Here is a 20,516-nt window from a genome sequence, read left to right on the forward strand (position 1 = left end):
CACCCCGGGCCCCGCCCCCAGCCCCGCGGATCCCCCCGGCGACCCGCTGGCAGTCTCGGCCAGGCACATGCCGTTCATGGCGCTCACGACAGGCGAACGAGGCCTGCACGTGCCGCCGCTGACGCCCGGCGAGGACGGCTGGATCACCTACCGCAATCCTTCCCCCTACGACCGGTACCCCGGCTTCGATGTCCTGCTGATGCGGACGCTCGGCTCCCCCTCCGGGCGGCCGGTCGGCGCCCAGGTCTCCCCCTTCCGGCAGGCGCTGTGCATGATCGAACTGGCCTGCCAGGGCTGCCGGCGCCCCGCAGCACGCAACCCTGCGGAGCCCGACGAGGGCTATGGGCACCCGCTGTTCGTGCTTCCCCGGCGGCGCGCGGACGGTTCGCCGCGCCCGGTGGAAGGGCTTACGGACATGCCCCCCTCGTGCGCGGCGTGCGCACTGCGCTGGTGCCCGGTCCTGCAGGACCGGGGCCGGCAGCTGGTGTGGGCGGGCCAGGCCGAACTCGTGGGGTTGTACGGGTCCCTGTTTGTTCCCGGCGCGAGCAGCATGCTGGAGGAGCAGTACGTGGAGCTCGCCGAGGACGCGGGCGACGGGGACGAGGAACCCAGGCCGTCCGTCCTGTCCGCGGTGGTCGCGGAACGGTTCGTGCGCAATCTCCAGAACGTCACCCCCGCCGACCCCGCCGTCGTCCGGCAGCTCGCAGCCCAGCAGGACCGTGCCGCGGCCTGCCTCTCCCCGGCTCCTGTCGCCCCCGGGAGGCTGTGATGCGCAAGCGCACGCTGGGCGAGCGGCACCGGCTGCCGGCGGAACGGATCGCTGCCGGGATGATGCCCCAGCAGGCCGCGGAGACCTTGGGCATGGCGCCCCAGGCGATGACCGCACTCGTGGACGATCTCCAGCGCTCCTTCGGTGTGTTCACGCTGCGGTCGTTGTCCTTCCGGCTCGTCTCCCAGGGCTTCGTCCCTTTCCCGGGCCCGCACTCGCGGCCGCGGCTCGACCCGGTGACCGAGCAGGTGTGGGCGGCCCTGCGCTGGGACATCCTCGACGTCGAACTCGTCCCCGTCCTGGCCACCACGATCCGGGTGCGCCGGAGCCACATCCAGATGGTCATCGACCAGCTGTGCGAGACCCATGAGACCAGCCTTCACGGGCTGATCGGCCCGGGGTTCGCCCGCGGTGTGCTGTCCGGGAATCAGAGCGTGACGCCCCCGCAGAGCACGGCGGTGCGCCCCTCTCCTCCCGGAACCGGTGCCTGGGATCCGGCACCGTCTCAGCGCCGGGTGCTGGCCCTTCGCGCGTCGGGCCGGGACACGGCCGCCTGCGCCCGCGAGGAAGCCACCACCACCAGCGCCATCACGTGGAGGATCGGACGCTGCAGGGAAATGGCGGGCGTCGACACCGGCCGGGCCCTGATGCACGCGGCGCTGCGCGACAGGGTGCTGCTGCCGCCCGAGGTCACCCACGGTCTGGAACCGGCGGGCGGGGAGCGGGCCGTGTGGCAGTGCCTGCCCCTGGACGTGCCCGACATCCGGCTTCCCGCGGTGATCAGCAACCACACCGGCCTCAGCATCAACACCGTCCACGGATATCTGCGCAGGCTCCGCGTCCGCTACCGGACTGACGAGGCCGCGATCTACGCGGGGTGGAAGCTCGGCGTGATCACCGCGGACACCCGGACACAGCTGCCGGACAGGCAACCGCCTCCGCCGCTGCCGGCCCCCGCCCCACGGCCAGCAGCCCAGACAACGGCCACGGCGGCCACGGCGCCGATGAAGGTGAGCGGGCGCCAGCACAAAGTCCTCACCCTGCTCACGGTGGAAGGCATGAGCCTCACCGAAGCCGCCGCGCACCTGAAGGTGCGGCCCACGTCCGTACGGGCGCACGAGAGGTCCTGCCTCCGACGGGCCGAAGTAGCGACGCTGCGTGCCCTCACCCACCGGTCCCTGAGCATGGGGCTGCTCGACCCGCTCGACGCCGGCGATCGCGACCCGGGGGCGGTGCCCGGCGACGCCGAGGCGGTGTGGCGGTGCCTGCCGGCGGACGTACCGGACGGCAAGCTGATCGCGCGGATCGCCCGCATGACCGGGCTGAGCGAGACCCGGGTGATGGAGTGCCTGGATCTGCTGCGTGCCACCGGGCTGACCGACCCTCAGCTCATCGCCGTGGGATGGCACCGAAGAATCCTCACCGCCCTTCCCGCCGAACCGGCCGGGGCCGGGCCGGTGATCACCCAGCAGACCCGCCCTGGTCCACCGGCCCGCCCGGACGACTCCCGGCTCGACCCGCTGCTCCTGCTTCCCGGCACGCCCCCCGAGCTCAGCGGCGGCCTCCCACCGTGGGGAACGAGTGCTGTCGCAGGCCGGAAGCTGGACTTCGTACGGATCAGCGCGTCGACCTGCCGCCTGTTCCTCTCCCGGATCCCCGCCACCCGGTGGGGGCCGGTCCTCGGTCTCCCGGAAGTCCGCGAGGCCCTGCTCCTCACCCGGGCCGAGCCCCGGCCCGTGCGCCGCGGACAGGGCGCGCGCCTGGTCCGCCCGGGTGCCGACGTCGCCCTGCCCGCCCCAGATGCCCGGACCGGGCCCGGGGGCCGCTACTGGGCCGTCGGCCCCCAGGCCCCCCTCTGGGAACAAGGGGACTTGGCGTGGCTGCTGGAGCACAGCACCTTGCCCATGCCCGCTCTCACCGGCGGGACGGCCCGATGACCCGCCCCGGGCACCCGGTCGCCCACGTCGTCGGCGCGATCCTGGGCGACGCCCGCCAGCACGCCCGGCTCACCCTCGGCGAAGCCGCCCGCCGCCTGGGCACGCACGCCGAGCGGCTCGATCACATCGAATCCGGACGCCATCCCGCCACAAGCGCAGAACTGCGCCGCTTGTGCCGTCTCTACGGGGTGGCCGACCAGGCGCCCGCCCTGCACCGGCTGGCCGAAGGGCCACCGACAGCTCGAACCGATTCGCGGGCGGTGCACCGGACCGACCGTGACACGGGATTCGCCGACCGGCTGGCCGCAGTTGCACGCCAGTGCGTCCGGGTGCGGTGGCTGTCCACCCACCTCGTCCCCCCGCCCCTGCACACCCCCGCCTACGGCGCCGCCGTTCACCAGACCTCCCCCACCCGACCCTGGCCCGAACTGCGCGGACAGGACGTCGTCGTCCTGGACGAGAGCGTCGTACGACGCGGCAGCGCCACACCCGCGCTCATGTGCGAGCAGATCAGCCACCTGCTGACCGCCCAGCACAACGGAGCGCAGATCCACGTCGTCCCCGGCCTCTTCCCACCAGGGTCGTACGCCGAACTGACCCTCGACAGCGCCATGACCGTCGTCACCGGCGGCTTCACCGATGCCGTCTACCAGGCCACCACCGCCCTCACCACCCACATCGACCACGCACTCGACCAACCCGACACCGACCGCAGCCGCCGCCTACTCACCGAGGCCTACGCCCACCACCACAGCCTCCGGGAGGTCCGGTGACCCGCGCGAAAGCCGTCGATTACGTGGTGACGCTCCTGGACGTCCTCGCGTCGATCATCACGGCCGCGACCTTCCAGCCCCGACCGTCAGATCGGCACTCCATGACCCCCTCCGCCGCCGCCCCCAGCCCGGACCGCAACCTGCGCCCCCGAACCGACCAGCGGTACACCGTCCTTGCCGGTGAACTCGACGAACGCGTCAGGGCAGGCGACTTGGGAGAAGGAGGCCAGCTCCTGGACCCGGTCGGTCTTGCCCGCCTCACCAGCCGCACCCCCACCGCCGTCCGCCACGCTCTGGAGCAACTCGCCCGCACCGGAACCGTCGAACCCCGCGGCCAGCAGTGGCGCATCCCCGACGACCACGCAACGCCCCGCGCCGCCCGCCGCGCCCGCCACCTCCTCGAAGCGATGATCGACGCCGGTGGATACCCGCCGCACACCGCCCTGCCCCCAGCCCCGCATCTCGTCGAAACGCTCCTCACCCACCCCGACGCCCTCGCCCGCGCACTGCAAACGCTGACCAACAGCCACATTCTCGAACCCGTGCGACAGGGGTTCGCCGTACGGGCCCCGGAAGAGGGCCGGGGCTCCTCCGCCCTGCCACCACGAGGCGGGCGGGTCGTGCCACTGGGACCGGATACCGCGTGGAACCGAGACGCCATCCGTCACCTGCGCGACCTCGCACGCAAGCAGTGGCACCACGCCCCTTGCCCCTCCCACCACGTCATCTCCCGGACCGAAGCCCTCCAGCACGACATCCTCCACCGCCTCACGCTGGCCGCCGACCGCCAGCACGCCACCACGCCCGCGGCGGCAGCCGCACAGCGGGCGGCGCGAGGCCGCGCTCTCGCCGCCCGCGACACCACCGTCATCAGCCTCGGCGAACGGCACTGGCGCTCCGCCGTCCTCGCCGGCCTCCTCGCCGACTTCGCCGACAGCCTCTCCGCCTCCGCGCGGCCCTGACCAGAACGGAAACGCCGTGTCCTTGAGTGTCCGCCCCTACCCGAACCGGCCTTCTCCGGACGACCCGGTGCCGGTGATCCGCCAGCGCCTTGCCTCCGGCGGGTACCGACCCGGCCAGGCCCTTCCCACCGGGCTCATCGCCCACCGCCTGCAGACCACCACCGAGGCCGTGAAAGCGGCGCTGACGCAGCTTGCCGTCAGCGGTGAAGTCGAATACCGGTTCGCCGGTGAGCACGGCCCCGGCTACTACCTGCCCGGAGACGGCCGATGACCCCGTGGACGCCGGTGACCCGGGTGGTCGGCGCGTGCCTGCTACACGCACGTGAAAGCCGCATGATGCTGCCCGAGGAGCCTGCCGAGCTCCTCGGCATCACCCCCCGAGCGTTGCTGGCCCTGGAGGAGGGCCGGTGCGAGATCAGCACCGGCACTCTCACCAAGCTCACCGGCCTGTACCGGTGCGAGGCCGACGAACCGGGCCTGCGGCGCCTGCTGGCGCAGCGGCCCGAGTGGAACGGCATGACCCGCGACCGGGAGCCGGGCCACGGCCGCCGGCTCGCCGCGTGCACCCAGGGCGCCGCCCGGGTGCGCTGGCTCTCCTTCGAGCACCTGCCCGCCCCGCTGCAGACCTCGCACTACGCCCAGGCCGTCGCCGAGCCGGACGCCCACCTGCCCGGCGGACCCACGCCCCCGGCCGCCAGCGCGGTGTACGTGCTGGACAACTGTGTCCTCCACCACGGCAGCGGCACCGCCCGGCTGATGGCCGCCCAACTCGACCACCTCCTTCACCTCGCCGAGCAGGGCACCGACATCCGCGTACTGCCCGCACTGCCAGCGGGCTCACCTCGCCCGCAACCGGCCGGGCACATCGTCGACATCACCCTGCCCGCCGGGCGCGTCCTGGCCCGCCCCTCCCCCGAGGACGTCGAATACTGCAGAACCCTGCGCTTCGCCGCCGCCATCGACACAGCCCTCGGCAGCACCGACCAGCACTCATCCCGCGAAGCCCTGTACCGGGCAGCCGCCTCCCACCACGAACGCGCGGGGACCTCGACCGCGCACCGTGCCGTGCCGGCCCACCACACCCGGACCACCGACGAACCACCCCGAACACCCGGCCCGGCCAAGCTCCCCGCCCCCGCGCACCGCCCCGCCCCCGCCCGCTCGGTACCGAACGCCTCCGTGGCCCCGCGCGGGCGGCATCTCACGCTCGTACCGCCAACTCCCCTGCCCCGGTGGCCACCGCCCGGCCCGCGCTGGGCGGCATTCCGGACCGCTGTACGCGCCTCCCCTTGGCCCCGCGGTGAGGAGCACCGCCCCGGTAGAAACGGCGCCCAGGAGGGACCCGCCTTCCTCTTCCGCTTCTGAGCGCTGACACACCCACCACGTACGAGTGCTCGCGGCCCGGCCGCTCCGATGACGACGAACGGACATCCCATGCCCTCCTCACGCTCTGGCCTCGCGAACCTGCCGGTCATACCGAAGGGCAGCTGACGGCCCCGGCGAACAGCCCCGTCCCTGACCCGACGCACTTCCTCTCTTCAAGATCCAGAAGGTCATGAGCACTTTCCCTTCATCGCGTCGCAGCGATTCCGCACCCCAGTCCTCCCCGAGAACGCCCGCCCCGCCGGCCCGGGTGCTCACGGGACGTGGGAGCTTCGTACTGCTGGAGACAGCGCGCCGCAGCACAGCCTCCGGCCTGGGCGTGCCGCTGGTCGACAGTCCTGGGAGCGCCTGGGAGTCGCCGGCCGCCGTGCGGAGGCTCGGCGGGGCCGGAGGTGACCTCCGATGAACCGCGCGTTCCTTCGCCGCCGAGGTACAGGCCGCCTGTCCCGGTGGGTGACCGGGGCGCTCACCCGGGCCCTGCTCCTTCTTCTGCATGTGCTCGACCACCCCGAGATGCAGCTCGTAGGCCGTCTTCTGGCCCTGGAACCGCCCTTCTACGCCCCGGTCGGCTCCGCCTCCCTCCCCACGTACGACGTCGCAGGGCAGCCGACGCGTGATCCGTTGGGCGGAGGTGGCAAGTGAACGCAAGAGCAGCGGTGCCTCGTGTCCGTGGCGGCATGGCCGAGTCCCGCTCGGCAGCTCCGTCCTGGTCTACGTCGCGGCATCCGGCCGCCTCTCCCGGGCAACCCACGAGGAGCTCGATGGCTGTTACTGCAATGTCTCCTTCTCGCCCATCCGGCGGCAGCCCTGAGCTGTTGGCGGTGATGAACTCGCTGCGGCTGGCGCCGGGCGTGAGTGAACCGCCTGCCGAGGTGCTCATCCCGCTGCTGTACGAGAAGGGGCTCGGCATCCGCCGAGTGGCATCGCTCTGCCGCCGCGCGCCCCGCACAACTCGGCAGATCCTGGTCAACGCGGGGGTCGAGATCCGTCGCCCCGGTACCAAGGCCACCCAACAACGCAAACCGCTAGATGCGGTTGAGCTTTATCAAATCGGCCTTTCTCTTCGTGCATGTGCCAGAGCTGTCAGGCTTGCACAGCCCACGGTGCGTCGACAGCTGGACGAAGCAGGCGTCCCCGTCCGGGCCAGGGGGGTCGTCCCGGCAGGGCGCCCGACGCTCGTCCACCTGTACCGGCGTGGGCTGAGCCTTGAGCACTGCGGCGTCATCCTCGGCATCTCCCGCAACACAGCTCGAAACCGCCTGCTCAAGGCCGGCATCACACTGCGGCCGCGAGGGAGACGGATCCGGTGGAACAGCGACATGGACGGCCCCCGTCTGGTCTCCCTGTACGAGAGCGGGCTGAGCATCGAAGCGTGCTCCCTCTACTTCGGGATCGCCTATTCGACGGCCCACGCCCGTCTCCTCGACGCCGGGGTCACCGTGCGAGGGCCGGGCCGGAGCGACAACCGCCGCACCCGACCCAAGCTCGTCTCGCCTCCGACGCCGCTGCCCGCCGCTCTGGTTCCGCAGCTGCACGAGCTGAACTTCCTGAACTCTCACATCGCCCTGCTCACCGGGCTGTCCCACTGGGCGGTCCACCGTGAACTCACGCGGGCAGGGCTGCCGGCGCGGGTGAACCCGGACTCCTTCGGTATTTCCCTCGACGGACTGGTGGACGTCTACCGAGTCGTGGCCTCCGTCAAGGACACCGCAACCGCGCTCCACATCAGTCGCGAGGCTGTTCGGGTCCGGCTCCGAGAAGCCCATATGGGCCTCCTCGACCGGCCCGATCCTGATGCGACACCCGTCCGTCTGGGGGACGTGAGCATCTGGCGGCGCCAGGACCAGACCATCCTCGCTCTCGCCGCGAACGGTGAGAGCACGCTGGAGATCGCCCGTGCCGTCGGCAAGCCCGCCGCCGAGGTGGCCAACATTCTCCGTGTCTACCAGCTCCGGGACCGTACGGCAGCTCTGATCCTCCGCTCTCGCCAGCAGGGTGAAAGTCCGGGCGTCACCGCCCTTCGGCTGGGTCTGCGTCTGGACCGCGTTGCCTCGGTACTCGCCCAGCACCCGGTGAAGGGGCGGTCCGCGCCGCTGACCAGGACGCACACGGAGCGCCGGGCCCCGGAGCTTCGCGCCGGGCAGCCTGTCCGGCCGCGCGAACTGGCGGGCCGTCGATGAATCACGTGCCCGGGCCCCGGACCATCCAGGCGACCGAGACCCGAAACAGCATCAGCGGCGGGACCGTCCACGGCCCCGTCGTGCAGGCGAACACCATCACCGGCCTCACGTTCACCACCGCGGCCCCCGAGCCGCCTCCACCCCGGCAACTGCCCCCGCCGCCGGTCTGGTGGGTCGACCGGGATCCCGACCTCACACTGCTGCAGCGGCGGGCGCTCGGTCCGCCCGCCGCCCCCGGCACCCGGCTGATCGCCCTCCACGGGCCCCCCGGATCGGGCACCACCGCGCTCGCCACCCGGTTCCTCCATGAACTCCACCACCTCCACCCCGGAGGCCAGCTCTACGTGGACATGCAGGGCGGAGAACCCGACGGCCCGCTCCCCGCCCGCAGGGCCCTGGGGTACCTCCTGCGGTCCGTGCGCCCCGGCCCACCACCCGTCGACGCCCAGGAGCGGGCGTCGTGGTGGCGATCGGTGACCGCCGCCCGGGCCCCGATGTGCCTGCTCCTCGACAACGCCGCGGATGCGGTGGGCGTCCGCGCCTGCCTGCCGGCCGGCAGCGGCCACCTGGTCCTCGTCACCAGCCGGAGCCCACTGGTCGAACTCGGAGCGGACGGCGCCTTCTTCCACCAGGTCGGGCCGCTGCCACCTGACGCGGCCCGCCGGTACTTGGCGGTCCGCGCGGGCGAGGAACGGCTCCGTGGCGAACCGCGGGCAGCCGGCCGGCTGGTGGACCTGGCCGCCGGGCTGCCCACCGCCCTGTCTCTGACCGCCGCCCAGCTCACCCTCCACCCTCAACGGACCCTGTCCGGCCTCGTCCAGGCACTGACCGAAGGCAGGCGGCACCACGTGCCGGACCGCCCCGCCCACCACCGTCCAGGAGCAACCATGACGACCCATTTCGACGCCGCGTACGCAGGACTGGACCCGGATACCGCCCGGGCCTGTGGCGATCTGAGCCGCCTCCCGGTCCGCGACTTCGACGCCACCCTCGTGGCCGCGGTCTGCAATGCCTCCCCCGAGGACGCCACCAGCCACCTCACGGCACTCGCCGCAACCTCACTGCTGGAGAACCTGGGCTCGCACGAACTGAGGGGAGCGGTCTACCGATTCGCCTCCCCGGAGTTCCGGGAACTTGTCCTGGGACTTGCCCGCGAGCGCGAGACCGACGGCGACGACGTCCTTGGCCGGGCACTGGGGTGGGCGCTCGCCGCCACCGCGGCAGCGGACGCCCAGGCCACCGACAGCCACTACCGCACCCTCAACATCAACCCCGGCGACCTGCCGCACCACCCGCGACACCCCGTACGGCACGCACATCCCGAAGCTGCGATCGAGTGGCTGACCGTACAGAGCGAGAACCTTCTCGCCCTGGTCCGGGCCGCCTACCAGAACGGCCTGCACGCCTACGTGTGGCGCCTCGTCTACAGCATGTGGCCCTGGTGGCGGGCAGCGGGCCGCAGCAACGAATGGATCGAAGTACACGCGCTCGCCCTGGTCTCCCTGGGCCACGACGACAGCGCCGGCGAGCTGGAGGAACGCCACCTGCTCAACACCTACGGGTTGGGGCTGCGCCTGGCCGACGATCCGATCGCCCTGAGCACCTTCACCCGCGTCCGGGAGATGGCCAGCCTCGCGGGTGACGCACTCGCCGAGGGCCAAGCCCTCTACGAACTGGGCGCCACCCATCTCCAACGGGGCGACGCGGAAGAGGCGGTGCCGTTCCTGCAGCGGGCGCGGAGCATCCGCGCCGAGCACGACTACACACGGGGGGTGGCACTTGCGGACATCCTCCTCGGCCAGGCCGCACTGCGCATGACCCCCGCCGACACCGCACACGCCCTGCGCCGGTTCCAGGATGCACGAAACGCTCTGGAAGGCGTCGATGCCCACGATTCCGCCCGGGCTCTGGCCTGGCTGGGCCGCGCACAGACCCAGACAAGTGATCTCCAGGCAGGTGAGAGCGCACTGCGTACCGCCGCGCAGGAGTTCCTGGACTGCCACGCACCGCGCAAGGCCGCTCAAGCCCTGGAGTGGCTCGGCAACGCCGCCGAGGACGGCGGCCGCCCTGCCGAAGCCCAGGCCCTCTACTCCCGGGCCCTGTCCCTCTACCTGCCGGTGAACGGCGCCGATGCCGACCGTGTCCGCGACCTCCTCGCCCGCCTCGCCTGACCTGGCCGGCCCGGCTACCGGGCTGTCACCCCGACCGCGACAACCGATGAGGAACATGCGTGTACGCGATACGCGAGATGGTGCCGAAGGACCAGCCGGCCGCCAAGCAGCTGTGGGCAAGGCGCCTGGCCTGGGCGCGAGCCCGCGGCATCGGATCTATCCGCACTACCCCGCTCGCCACGGCCCGTAGGGCCATGCCCCTCGTCCTGACATCCGAGGGCGTGGTCGTCGCTCTGGCGGTCGTCACCTTCCCGCCCGACTTCGACGGCGACGGCCAGGCACTTGGCCTGGATCGGCTGGTGACCGACCCGGACGTCTCCATGCCCGAGGCCGCCCCGCTGAGCTGGATCTTCACCACGCGCATCAGTGACGTGGCCGCCCGAGAAGGCTACGACTGGGTTCGTATGGAGGTCGCTTCGGACCGGCTCGCCGAGCACTTTCAAGTCCGGCTCGCGTGGCGGCTCGAAGCCACGGTGCACCGCGACGGTGCCCCCGTCCACCACCTCCGCCAGCGCGCCGAGCGCAATGACGCCGTCCAAGCTCTCGCCCCCGCCACCAGCCGGACGCCGCTCTGCCCGGAGCTCCGGCCCTGACTCACCGCCGACGTACCCGTCCGCGGTCGACACCCCGGCGGTCCCTGATCCCCTCCCACGACCCTGAAAGGACCTCCGAAGCATGAGAACGGCGCCCGCACTTGAGGAGGACGAGAGCCTCCTCCTTCAGCACTTAGCCGACGGCGCCCTGCTCGCCGAGCTCCCCGGGCTGCTGAATATCCCGGTGCGAAAGGCCAGCGCTCTCTACGGCAAACTCTGCGATCGCCTCCACGCCCCCCGCAAGCCCGCGGTCTTGCTCGCCATCTGCTGCGCGACGGGGGCCAAGCAGCCCGCCCTGCTCGATCCGGCGGACATCGCGATGCCCGCCATCGAGCGGGAGCTGCTCCCGCTCATGGCCGTCGGTATGACCCTGGAGGGCATGGCCCAGCACCTGGCCCTTTCCCGAGGGACGGTGGAGCGACGGGTCCAGTCGCTCATGGAAAATCTTCAGGCCAAGACCTGGGCGCAGGCTGTCCACCTCGGGTGGCAGTACCAGATCGTGACCGCTGACGTCATCACGGCGTGGCTGAAGACCGGTGCGATCGGCGACACCGCAAGCAACGCGCGCCCAGCCCGGAGCCCCGCCCTGTACATCCAGGCGCGGGAGACAGAAGTCGCGGAAACGTCCCGGGCGTTGTGCCTGGTCCGTGGCCACTCCGGAGACCTGCCCATCCTGTCGTACTGGGACCAGACTGCGGGCGACCGCGACGAGCAGGGGGCACTGTGGGCCCGTCACTCGGGGGTGCTGAGCCGCAGCGGCCGGCCGGTGGGCCCAGCCGTGCCCGGCAGACATCCCAGCCGACAGTTCAGCGCGATGAGTCAGCAGCGGTGCCGGGTCGGCTTCTGCCCAACACCGCTGGATCTCGGCAAAGGTCACGCCCACCTGTATCTGGTGACCGCCAACGAGCTGCTTGCGGACGGCAGCGGCTACCGGACCGTCGAGCCGCCCACATGTATCGACCACGCCCTGCTATGCGCGGAAACCGAGCCGCGCCTCCAGGACGGGTACACCGCCCTGCTCGTCAGCTCCTCGACCATCTCCGGGGTGCTCGGCAAGCGGTTCGCACCTCTGGACGACGGAATCAACGTCGGCGCCACCCGCGACGAAGCGGAGTTCCACCCCTACACGGATCGGGACGCCATGCGCTCGGTGCTGGCCTACCAGCTCGCCCGTGACCTCACCTCGTACACGCCCATTGACCTCCGCCGACTGGTCCGCACGTACTTCCGCACACCACCGCTCTCCATGCCCTCAGCGCCCCGCTCCGCACTCTCGACGCCCTGACCGCCAAGCCGACGGCGGCCACCCGCCATCCGGCCAACCGACGTACCTCTCAGCCACTTTCCGAACCGGACCCGCATATGCCTACGTAAATACCTCTCAATAGAACGCCGATATCCGCAGCGCGGTGCCATCCTCGGTGGCACCTTTCATTTGGCATGCCGAAAATCTCAAGCCACCCTCATTCGAGAGGTCCGCGCGGCGGCGAAATGTGTTCCATCCACCGGGCAACCCTGTTGACCCCAGGCAGGAGACGGTTTAGCGTCCTCCCGACTGCATGCCAGAAGCGGGCAGAAAGGGAATCATCGGCAAGCTGTGTCGAATTCAATAAGTCCGACCTTCGCCAACCTGAAAGGCGACAAAAGGGGGACAAGTTCGGATGCTTTTGGGAAAGTGTCCGGCGAAGCCCGCTAATGCAGGCGGCCGCATCGCCGGGCACGCCGATCCGGCTCGCGGCAAGCGGCTGAAGCCGCCCACGCCGACACCCTGCGATGCCGTTCAGAGAAGGCAAGCCGAGGACGCCGCCGCACTCAGCGAGAGTCGAACCTCCGGCGCGACCGATCAACCAGCCGCCACCGCACCCCTTCAATCCCAACTCTGAGCCCTGGAGGCCGAATGACCGCCATCGTCGGACTCGTCCACAAACACCGCGTCCATCTAGGCGCTGACTCCGCCGGCGTATCCGGCCTCCAACTCACGGTCCGCGCCGACCGCAAAACCTTCCGGAACGGCCCGTATGTCATGGGCTTCACCTCCAGCTTCCGTATGGGACAGCTGTTGCGCTACGCCTTCCAGCCACCGCACCCCACCGGCGACCTCCATGGCTTCATGGTCACCACCTGGACCGACGCCCTGCGCGGCTGTCTCAGGGAGGGCGGGTGGGCCCGCAAGGAATCTGAGCAAGAGCAGGCCGGGACCTTCCTCGTTGGCGTACTGGGAAGGCTTTTCGTCGTCTGTGACGACTTCCAAGTCGGCGAGCACGCCGACGGCTACGCCGCGGTCGGCTGTGGAGACGAACTCGCCCTTGGCGCCCTCCACGCCACCGCCCACCTCGGAATGGCCCCGCGAGCCCGCCTCACCGCCGCCCTCGCCGCAGCCGACCACCACAGCGCCGGAGTCACCGGCCCCTACACCTACGCCAGCACTCCCAAGCAGTAGTCGTGGCAGGTCGCGAGACCCTCGCCGCCGACGACTGCCGCAGAAGGGCTCTCGACCATCGTGTCCCGCTAGTCGGCCGAGAACAACTGCGCCCTTTTCGGCCAAGATCACACCCGGCTGTCCCGGCTGACGGGCGGGCCCGTGTATCACGCACCGACCGTCGGCCCCAGAGAACAGGGGTTCGAGGTTCGGCCGAAAGGCGTGTATTCGAACTGTGTTCCCCCTCGTTGGACCCGGCATCCCCAACAACTGTGAAAGGGGGCGACGTTGATGCCTAGCAGACGGGCCTGGGCCCACCCATGGGCGACGTTGAAGGGGGATGAAGAAAGGTCCGCAAGGAAGTCCGCCCCGCAGCCGAGCCTGTGGCAACACCGGGACTTCCGTTGCTACTGGGGCGGCCAGTCCGTGACCGTTGCGGGCTACGGCATCACCACGATCGGCATCTCGGTGATCGCTGCTGTGGACCTGCAGGCCTCGACCATGGACGTGGCGCTGATCGCCGTCGCGGGCAAACTCCCGGCGCTTCTGCTGTCCCTCCATGCGGGCGTCCTCGCCGACCGCTACCGCAAACGGCCCATCATCATCACCTGCGACGTCCTGTGCGCACTGTCTCTGGGCAGCATTCCCCTCGCCCAGTTCGTCGGGCAGGTCACCCTGGGCCAGCTGTACACGGTCGCCTTCCTCGTCGCCGCCTTCCAGGTGGTCGGGAGTAACGCCTCGATCAGCTATCTCCCCACCCTGCTCTGCGGGGAGCAGCTCAAGGAGGGCAACGCCAAACTCGGCGCGACGAACTCGCTGGCCGACCTCGCAGGCAACAACCTCGGCGGGCTGCTGGTCACCGTGCTGGGCGCCGCCAGGGCGATCGCCCTGGACGCGCTCACGTACCTGATCTGCGCCATCTGTCTGCTGACCATCCGCCACCATGAGCCGGAGCCGGCGCCCCGGCCTGAGGACAGCAGCCAGTGGGCGGAGATCCGCGAAGGCCTCGCCTACACCCTGCAGACCCCCGTGGTCCGTTCCATCGTCCTGTCGAACGCCACCACCTCCTTCGCCCTGGCGGCCAGTTCCGCACTCTGGTCCCTGTACCCGTCGGCCCCGGGGCAACGGGCCAGGCCGTCATCGGTGCCTCTCTGCTGATCCAGACCGGGGCCGCGGTCGCCCATGGCGGACTGCAGCGCACTGTCCGCCAAGAGTTGTGCCCCGCCCATCTGCAGGGCCGCGCACAGGCCACTGGTACATGGCTCGCCTTCGGTCTGCGTCCGCTCGCCGCGTTCCTCGCCGGTGTACTTGGCACCCTCGTCGGCCTGCGGCCCGCCCTCGGCGTGATCACCCTCCTGCTCTGTGCACCGTTCGTGATCCTGTGGCGCTCCCCCGCCCGCGGCCTGCACACCTCCACTGCGCCGGCCCCCGGTGCCGGGCCGGGAGTCGTACCGCAGGTCCCACCCGGCCCGGCCGAATCCTCGTCCTCCACCTCATGAAAGGCGCCGCCCATGCCGCCGCCCCGAGAGCACATCCGTGAACTCGTCACCGCCTACCTGGCCCGCCACCCCGGTGAACGCGCCGCCCTGACACCCCTGCTGGAGGGGCTCGACGCCCTGTCCGACCCGACGTCGCGGGGGACGTTTCCCTGGCACATCACGTGCAGCGCCGTCGTGATCGATCACAGTGGCCGGGTGCTGCACGTACGGCACAACGCCTCGGGCGGGCTGCTGCTCTGCCCCTGCGGTCACGTCAAGACCCGCGACGTGACACTCATGGCCACCGCCGTGCGCGAGGTCCACGAGGAGACCGGCATCCCTCCGGCTTTGCTCAGCCAGACTGCTGCGTTCTGCCACGAGCCCGCCGACATCGACGTCCACCCCATCGACGCCAACTCGGCCAGGGGCGAACCGGCCCACCAGCACTACGACTTCCGGTTCGTCTTCCACCTCGTTCCCGCCTCTGTCGAGACGACCGTGCAGGCCGAGGAAGTCTCCGCGACCCTCTGGCTGCCACTCGACCAGGTCACCTCCCCCACCTTGCGGGAGAAGCTCCTCGACGCCGACCTGAGCGCCGCACCTGAACCGGTCAACGCGTCCGTGATCATCCACGACGCACGAGGAAACTACCTGCTGCACCTGCGCGACCAACGAGAAGGGATTTGGGAACCCGGCGTCTTCGCTCTCCTGGGCGGCGGCCGGGCCCCCTGCGACGCCTCCCTGGAGGCGACCCTGCTGCGCGAACTCGGCGAAGAGGTACCGGGGGTGAAGCTCACCAGCTTGGAGCCGTACGCCGTGGAGGAGACCACCAGCGTGGACGGGCTGAGCGTTCCCGTCCACATGTTCACTGGGGTGTGGGAGGGCCACCCGGACACCGCCGGGCTGCGAGAAGGGATCCTGCTGCACTGGTGCACCCTGGAGATGCTCGACCGGCTGCCCCAGTCCCCTGGCCTGGGAGACCTGATCCGCCGGCACGCCGCCCAGCACCCTGCGTCCACCGGCCCGGCGCGCAGGTCCCGTCCGCCGGCCGACCGGACGCCGGAAGGGACCGAGCTGCATGTGGTCGGGGTTCACCTCTACCTCCAGGACGCCGAGGGCCGGGTCCTTCTGGGGCTGCGTCACCCCACCTCCGCGTACGCCGGCGGCCTCTACCACGCCCTGGCAGGCCACTGCGAAAGGGAGGAAGCGGTCAGCTGCCTGATCCGGGAGGCAAAGGAAGAAGCAGGGCTCCTCCTCGATCCCGAAGGGATCGACCTCGTTCACCTGGTCCACAGCCAGGACTCGCCCACCGAGAGGCCGCGGATCCAGCTGTTCTTCCGGGCTCGGTCCTGGTCCGGTGTGCCGCAGGTGCTGGAGCCCGACCGGTGCGTGGAATGGCGGTGGTTCAACCCCAAGGACCTTCCGGACAACGTCGTGCCGTACACCCGGCAGGCCATCGAGGCGATCCGCGGGGGCCGCCCGTACTCGGACATGGGATGGACACGATGACCGCCGCGGGCACGGACCTCTCTTCAGGACCGGTCGGGATCGGTGCGCAGTCGCGGTACGCGGAGACGGTCCTGAGATTGACGGGTTACGCGTGCCTGTTCTTCACCGATCTGGAGGGCCGGCCCGTGCAGCTGCACGCCACGTACTCCTCGTCCCATCCCTGGCAGTTCCCGGGCGGCACGATGGACCACGGCGAGCAGCCGCCCCAGACCGCAGTGCGGGAGTGCCGCGAAGAGACGGGTCTGGTGGTGAAGGGGCCTTTGCGGCTGCTCGCCTCTGCCTTCAGCCCGCCCGGCGGCTCGTGGCCCTACAGCACGGCCGGGTGGATCTTCGACGGCGGCCGCCTCACGCCCCAGGAGATCCGGTCGATCACCCTGGACGCCGCAGAACACGACGACGTCCGGGCACTGACGATGGAGGACTGGAAAGAGCTGATGCCTGCCCAGGACTACGCCCGGCTGGACGCGGTCATGGCCGCCCGGGCCTCCGGCACCGCCGCGTACATCACCTGGGGCTGGGGGGACCAGTGAGCATGATCCTTATGTCCGACCCACGGGTCGCCGCGATCCCGGTCCGTGAATGCGGTGAACCCCTTGTCGACGTCCGCACCGGCCCGGTTCCGTTGCTCGTCGACGACCGCCGCAGCGACCCGGCCGGCGCCTTCGCGCATCTGCGTGAGCACGTACGCGACCAGCTCGTCGAGGCGCAGGCCCAGCTCCCCGACGGACTGCGGCTGCTCTTCGTAGAGGGCTACCGGCCCCTGAGCCTCCAGACGGAGTACTTCCAGCGGTACGCGCAGAGTCTGCGGGCCGCCCACCCGCAGTGGACGGCGCCCGAGGTGCGGGATGCGGCCAGCCGGTACGTGTCTCCCCCGGAGATCGCCCCGCACAGTGCGGGCGCCGCCGTCGACCTGACGCTCGTCGACGCAGGCGGCCGCGAGCTGGACATGGGTACAGCGATCAACGCGAACCCCGAGGACAGCGAAGGAGCCTGCTTCACCGCGGCCACGAACATCACCGCGACGGCGAAGGCGAACCGGACCCTCCTCACCACCGCCATGACCGCCGCCGGCCTGCAGAACTACGCCTTCGAGTGGTGGCACTTCTCCCTCGGCGACAGGTACTGGGCCCTGGTGCGGCAGCAACCCGCGGCGCTGTACGGGCCGAAGGACTGGCCCTGACGCCCAGCCCACATCCGTGTGCCCCACAGCCGTACGACCTTGACGTACCAACCCGCAGGACGAGTAGGAGCCGGAGCGATGATCGCTGTACCGAAGAAGCAGGCGTGGCAGGAGCACTACGCCGAGGGACGCGGGTTCCGTCCGGTGGGTGAGGTGGAGCGCGCTCTGCTGGCCGAGCACGTCCCCGTGCCCGACGGCGGCGGGCGGGCGCTCGATGTCGGCTGCGGCACGGGTGAACTGGCCATCACGCTGGCCGGCATGGGCTATGCGGTCGACGCGGTCGACTTCGCCGAGGAAGCCCTGGAACGGGCGCGTACCGAGTACGCGGGGGTGGCCGGAGTGCGCTGGCAGTGTCTGGACATCGAGCAGGACCCCCTCCTGGCCGAGCTGCCCGACCGGGACGGCGAGACGGCCGGCTTCGACCTGGTCGTGCTGCGGCTGAGCATCGCGTTCGTCCGGAACAGGACGGCCACCCTGCGCCTGCTCTCCGACCGGTTGCGCGCGGGCGGCACGGTCGTCGTCATCACCCCGCTCGTGGAGAACACCCCCGCCGAACGGCGGAACATTGCCCTGGATGAGGAGGAGCTCGCCTTGCTGGCGGAAGGGTTCCAGGAGGCGGCCCGGTTCGACGCCGAGGGCCTGGCCGTGCTCGTGCTGCGGGCGCCGGACGGGGAAGTTGCCGTGGTCGAGCGCGGCCGGCCGGAACCGCAGGCGGTTCTCGGCGTCTCCGTAGTCGTCACCGACGCCCAAGGGCGAGTTCTTCTGGGCCGCAAGAGGGCAGGTATGTGGGAGCTGCCGGCAGGTGGTGTCGAGTTCGGCGAGACCGCCGTGGCTGCCGCCGTTCGGGAGCTGGCGGAGGAGACAGGGCTGAAGGCGAGGAAGACGGATGCCTTCGTCATCACGGTGCTGCACGACGACCGGCTGGACGTCCGGCGGATCGCCCCCGTCGTCCGCGTCACCGCCTGGGAGGGCGAACTCGCCCTTCCCGAACCCGAGAAGTTCCTCCGCTGGGAGTGGTTTCCGCTCCACACGCTGGCCCGGTTGGGACGGCTCTTCGCTCCGTCCGCTCAGGCGCTGAACGCGGTGTGGCCCGGAGTCCTGCCGGGGCTGCCGACGATCCATTCCTATCCGTGAGCCGGCCGAGGCTGTCCGCCGACCTCGGGCCGCTCCTGGCCGGGGTGGGGAAGCAACTGCTCACGGCGCCTGACTCCTTCGCCACCACGGCTGTCGACAGCTCACCGTGGCTGCCGCGATCCTTTCCGACCGAGGGGAGATCGCCCGCGAGCGACCACTGCCCGGTCTCCTTGCCCGTCTGGACGAGGAGACCCGGAATCGGATCATCCACACCGAGTACTTCACCCGGATCACTCCCGGTCCCGACAGGGGCGATGCCCACCTGCTGACCCGCTGAACTGTGCGCGGGCGGGTGCCCCGCCCGCGCAGAGCTGTGAACGCGGACCGAACCCGTACCAACTGGAGAGCCATGACGACGAATCCCGTGTCCAATGACCCGCCCGGCACGTCCATGACCGACGAGGAGTACGGGCACCTGCGCGCGGCGGCCGCCCTGTGGGCCGGCACGTCGGTGCTGATCACCAACGTGCAGGGCGAAGTCCTCGTGCAGCAGGTGGACTACCGCACCACGCACCTCCTCCCCGGCGGAGCGGTGGATGAACGCGAGTCCCCCGCGGCCGCCGCCACCCGCGAAGTACTGGAAGAACTCGGCGTCGTCACGCCCATCGACCATGGCCTCGCCGTCGACTGGGTCTCCCCCGACGCCGCCTCCGCACCTCCGGCCCTGCGGTTCCCCGGAGAGATCCTCACCGTCTTCGACGGCGGCACCTGGAGCGAAGGCCGTATCGCCGAGATCCGCCTGCCGCCGAGCGAAATCACGGCGATCAAGTTTGTCGCCCCGGCCCGGCTGCCCGAACTGCTCTCCCCGGCCGACGCCCGCCGCGCGCTCTCCGCGCTGCGCGCCCGGATCAACAGCGGCGGCACGGTGCTGCTGGAAAACGGCGTCCCGATCGCCCCCACCGTCCTGGACCGCCTCGGCGTTCTACGCATCCCACCGCCCTCCTACCACTACCCCTGGCACCTGGGCAACGCCCCAAGCGAGTTGGCCGTCGCCCAGGCATGGGGGTGGGCCTTTTCAGGCGACGGCCGGGTCCTGGTCCTCCTCGACCCGGAGACCGGCACCGCCGTACTGCCCGGCGGCAAGCCCGAAGAACGGGACCAAGGCGACCCGGCCTCCACCCTGGTGCGCGAGGCCGACGAAGAGGCATCCGCACGGCTGGGAACGCCCCTCCTCCTCGGGCACGTCACCGATCCGGCCGGAAGCCGGGCCTACCTCCGCTACGCCGCAGCCCTCAAGGGGCTCGGCCCCGCCCGCCCCGACCCCGCCACCGGCACGACCTACACCCGCATCCTGGCCACCCCCGAACAAGCCACAGCTCTCTTCGACTGGGGAACCGCCGCAGGCGACCAGCTCGCCGCCGTCCACCAGGCCCGGCAGAGCCTCGGCATCCCCCGCGCCGCTCCCCAGCCCGTCACCGAACTCCCCGACCCCACCACCTGGTAGCAGCCCGCCAGGCCCGATCATCCGATCTGAGGAAACCCTCCATGCCCCTCTCGCGCCCCACCCCCACCGCTCTTACCGCCAGCCCGGGCACCGTCCTGGCGGAAGACACACCAGATACCGCCTCCGACCCTGAAACGGAGCACCGCACCGGGCACTGCCAGTGCGGCAACATCACCTACGAGGCCCTCGGCACACCCGACGACCCCCACCTGTGCTCATGCGCCCACGAGACCCGGATCTCCGGCGGGCCGGCCGTGCTGTGGGTCGGCTTCAGCAAGGACGGGCTGCGCTGGACCGGCCCCGGAGGAGAACCCACCTGGTACGCCACCTACGAGACCCTCCGGCGGGGTTTCTGCCCGCGCTGCGGCTCCCATCTCATCTCCGTCGCAGCAGGCTCGGACATGGTCATGGTCACCGCGTTCAGCCTCACCGACCAGAGCGGCACCGCACCGGTCGGTCACAGCTACCGCGAACACGCCGCGCCGTGGATGACCATCTCCCTCGCCCCCGACCAACCGGTGCTGCGCCCCGCCGCACGCTGAACACGAGACCGAGGAGAACGCCTCATCGGCGAAGGTTCAAAG

General features: G+C 70.9%; 20 protein-coding genes. All 20 read left to right on the forward strand.

The genetic code is table 11. The annotated features are described in order from the left end of the window. Positions 1-76: 76 nt before the first annotated feature. On the forward strand, positions 77-769 hold the full coding sequence (locus tag ACFWRT_RS13430; protein WP_380949231.1) for a hypothetical protein: 693 nt from the start codon (positions 77-79) through the stop codon (positions 767-769). Continuing rightward, a complete protein-coding gene (locus ACFWRT_RS13435; protein WP_380949230.1) occupies positions 769-2,706 on the forward strand; it encodes a helix-turn-helix domain-containing protein in 1,938 nt (645 codons plus the stop codon). Before ACFWRT_RS13430 ends, ACFWRT_RS13435 begins: the two co-directional genes overlap by 1 nt. Further along, positions 2,703-3,479: a Scr1 family TA system antitoxin-like transcriptional regulator gene (locus ACFWRT_RS13440; protein WP_380949229.1), complete on the forward strand. Its 777-nt coding sequence runs from the start codon at positions 2,703-2,705 to the stop codon at positions 3,477-3,479. Before ACFWRT_RS13435 ends, ACFWRT_RS13440 begins: the two co-directional genes overlap by 4 nt. Then, a complete protein-coding gene (locus ACFWRT_RS13445; protein WP_380949228.1) occupies positions 3,476-4,441 on the forward strand; it encodes a hypothetical protein in 966 nt (321 codons plus the stop codon). The genes ACFWRT_RS13440 and ACFWRT_RS13445 overlap by 4 nt, the downstream gene beginning before the upstream one ends. A 16-nt stretch (positions 4,442-4,457) precedes the next feature. Further along, positions 4,458-4,712 (forward strand): hypothetical protein, encoded by a 255-nt coding sequence (locus tag ACFWRT_RS13450; protein WP_380949227.1) that lies wholly within the window; start codon positions 4,458-4,460, stop codon positions 4,710-4,712. Between the two features lie 62 nt (positions 4,713-4,774). Further along, positions 4,775-5,806: a Scr1 family TA system antitoxin-like transcriptional regulator gene (locus ACFWRT_RS13455; RefSeq protein ID WP_380949226.1), complete on the forward strand. Its 1,032-nt coding sequence runs from the start codon at positions 4,775-4,777 to the stop codon at positions 5,804-5,806. A gap of 420 nt (positions 5,807-6,226) precedes the next feature. Further along, positions 6,227-6,466, forward strand: coding sequence for a hypothetical protein (locus tag ACFWRT_RS13460; protein WP_380949225.1), 240 nt, complete (start codon positions 6,227-6,229; stop codon positions 6,464-6,466). Between the two features lie 119 nt (positions 6,467-6,585). After that, positions 6,586-8,004: a hypothetical protein gene (locus ACFWRT_RS13465; RefSeq protein WP_380949224.1), complete on the forward strand. Its 1,419-nt coding sequence runs from the start codon at positions 6,586-6,588 to the stop codon at positions 8,002-8,004. After that, the gene (locus ACFWRT_RS13470; RefSeq protein WP_380949223.1) at positions 8,001-10,175 is read left to right on the forward strand and encodes a hypothetical protein; all 2,175 of its coding nucleotides are present in this window, start codon (positions 8,001-8,003) and stop codon (positions 10,173-10,175) included. The genes ACFWRT_RS13465 and ACFWRT_RS13470 overlap by 4 nt, the downstream gene beginning before the upstream one ends. A gap of 194 nt (positions 10,176-10,369) precedes the next feature. Next, positions 10,370-10,768 (forward strand): hypothetical protein, encoded by a 399-nt coding sequence (locus ACFWRT_RS13475; RefSeq protein WP_380949222.1) that lies wholly within the window; start codon positions 10,370-10,372, stop codon positions 10,766-10,768. Positions 10,769-10,850: 82 nt separating this feature from the next. After that, positions 10,851-12,053 carry a hypothetical protein gene (locus ACFWRT_RS13480; RefSeq protein ID WP_380949221.1) on the forward strand — a complete coding sequence of 401 codons (1,203 nt, stop codon included), beginning with the start codon at positions 10,851-10,853 and terminating at the stop codon, positions 12,051-12,053. 612 nt (positions 12,054-12,665) lie between these two features. Next, positions 12,666-13,208 carry a hypothetical protein gene (locus ACFWRT_RS13485; protein WP_380949220.1) on the forward strand — a complete coding sequence of 181 codons (543 nt, stop codon included), beginning with the start codon at positions 12,666-12,668 and terminating at the stop codon, positions 13,206-13,208. 405 nt (positions 13,209-13,613) lie between these two features. Further along, the gene (locus ACFWRT_RS13490; RefSeq protein WP_380949219.1) at positions 13,614-14,345 is read left to right on the forward strand and encodes an MFS transporter; all 732 of its coding nucleotides are present in this window, start codon (positions 13,614-13,616) and stop codon (positions 14,343-14,345) included. Between the two features lie 353 nt (positions 14,346-14,698). After that, positions 14,699-16,174: an NUDIX domain-containing protein gene (locus tag ACFWRT_RS13495; RefSeq protein WP_380949218.1), complete on the forward strand. Its 1,476-nt coding sequence runs from the start codon at positions 14,699-14,701 to the stop codon at positions 16,172-16,174. Further along, on the forward strand, positions 16,162-16,704 hold the full coding sequence (locus ACFWRT_RS13500; protein ID WP_380949217.1) for an NUDIX domain-containing protein: 543 nt from the start codon (positions 16,162-16,164) through the stop codon (positions 16,702-16,704). The genes ACFWRT_RS13495 and ACFWRT_RS13500 overlap by 13 nt, the downstream gene beginning before the upstream one ends. A 2-nt stretch (positions 16,705-16,706) precedes the next feature. Then, positions 16,707-17,354 carry a M15 family metallopeptidase gene (locus ACFWRT_RS13505; RefSeq protein WP_380949216.1) on the forward strand — a complete coding sequence of 216 codons (648 nt, stop codon included), beginning with the start codon at positions 16,707-16,709 and terminating at the stop codon, positions 17,352-17,354. Between the two features lie 78 nt (positions 17,355-17,432). Further along, entirely contained in the window at positions 17,433-18,488 is a 1,056-nt protein-coding gene (locus tag ACFWRT_RS13510; protein WP_380949215.1) for a bifunctional class I SAM-dependent methyltransferase/NUDIX hydrolase, read from the forward strand. Positions 18,489-18,594: 106 nt separating this feature from the next. After that, complete coding sequence (locus ACFWRT_RS13515; RefSeq protein ID WP_380949214.1) at positions 18,595-18,765, forward strand: hypothetical protein; 171 nt, start codon at positions 18,595-18,597, stop codon at positions 18,763-18,765. Positions 18,766-18,837: 72 nt separating this feature from the next. Continuing rightward, a complete protein-coding gene (locus ACFWRT_RS13520; protein ID WP_380949213.1) occupies positions 18,838-19,932 on the forward strand; it encodes an NUDIX hydrolase in 1,095 nt (364 codons plus the stop codon). A gap of 41 nt (positions 19,933-19,973) precedes the next feature. Continuing rightward, positions 19,974-20,474: a GFA family protein gene (locus ACFWRT_RS13525; protein WP_380949212.1), complete on the forward strand. Its 501-nt coding sequence runs from the start codon at positions 19,974-19,976 to the stop codon at positions 20,472-20,474. Positions 20,475-20,516 lie beyond the last annotated feature (42 nt).

Origin of the sequence: Streptomyces cyaneofuscatus, assembly GCF_042718795.1 — a bacterium.
GTDB lineage: Bacteria > Actinomycetota > Actinomycetes > Streptomycetales > Streptomycetaceae > Streptomyces > Streptomyces cyaneofuscatus_A.

What these genes read in the sequence shown, in the direction of transcription:
- ACFWRT_RS13430 (WP_380949231.1), top strand. Translation starts at nt 77, where the DNA reads ATGGCGCTCACGACAGGCGAACGAGGCCTGCACGTGCCGCCGCTGACG.
- ACFWRT_RS13435 (WP_380949230.1), top strand. Translation starts at nt 769, where the DNA reads ATGCGCAAGCGCACGCTGGGCGAGCGGCACCGGCTGCCGGCGGAACGG.
- ACFWRT_RS13440 (WP_380949229.1), top strand. Translation starts at nt 2,703, where the DNA reads ATGACCCGCCCCGGGCACCCGGTCGCCCACGTCGTCGGCGCGATCCTG.
- ACFWRT_RS13455 (WP_380949226.1), top strand. Translation starts at nt 4,775, where the DNA reads ATGATGCTGCCCGAGGAGCCTGCCGAGCTCCTCGGCATCACCCCCCGA.
- ACFWRT_RS13460 (WP_380949225.1), top strand. Translation starts at nt 6,227, where the DNA reads ATGAACCGCGCGTTCCTTCGCCGCCGAGGTACAGGCCGCCTGTCCCGG.
- ACFWRT_RS13465 (WP_380949224.1), top strand. Translation starts at nt 6,586, where the DNA reads ATGGCTGTTACTGCAATGTCTCCTTCTCGCCCATCCGGCGGCAGCCCT.
- ACFWRT_RS13470 (WP_380949223.1), top strand. Translation starts at nt 8,001, where the DNA reads ATGAATCACGTGCCCGGGCCCCGGACCATCCAGGCGACCGAGACCCGA.
- ACFWRT_RS13475 (WP_380949222.1), top strand. Translation starts at nt 10,370, where the DNA reads ATGCCCCTCGTCCTGACATCCGAGGGCGTGGTCGTCGCTCTGGCGGTC.
- ACFWRT_RS13480 (WP_380949221.1), top strand. Translation starts at nt 10,851, where the DNA reads ATGAGAACGGCGCCCGCACTTGAGGAGGACGAGAGCCTCCTCCTTCAG.
- ACFWRT_RS13485 (WP_380949220.1), top strand. Translation starts at nt 12,666, where the DNA reads ATGACCGCCATCGTCGGACTCGTCCACAAACACCGCGTCCATCTAGGC.
- ACFWRT_RS13495 (WP_380949218.1), top strand. Translation starts at nt 14,699, where the DNA reads ATGCCGCCGCCCCGAGAGCACATCCGTGAACTCGTCACCGCCTACCTG.
- ACFWRT_RS13500 (WP_380949217.1), top strand. Translation starts at nt 16,162, where the DNA reads ATGGACACGATGACCGCCGCGGGCACGGACCTCTCTTCAGGACCGGTC.
- ACFWRT_RS13505 (WP_380949216.1), top strand. Translation starts at nt 16,707, where the DNA reads ATGATCCTTATGTCCGACCCACGGGTCGCCGCGATCCCGGTCCGTGAA.
- ACFWRT_RS13510 (WP_380949215.1), top strand. Translation starts at nt 17,433, where the DNA reads ATGATCGCTGTACCGAAGAAGCAGGCGTGGCAGGAGCACTACGCCGAG.
- ACFWRT_RS13520 (WP_380949213.1), top strand. Translation starts at nt 18,838, where the DNA reads ATGACGACGAATCCCGTGTCCAATGACCCGCCCGGCACGTCCATGACC.
- ACFWRT_RS13525 (WP_380949212.1), top strand. Translation starts at nt 19,974, where the DNA reads ATGCCCCTCTCGCGCCCCACCCCCACCGCTCTTACCGCCAGCCCGGGC.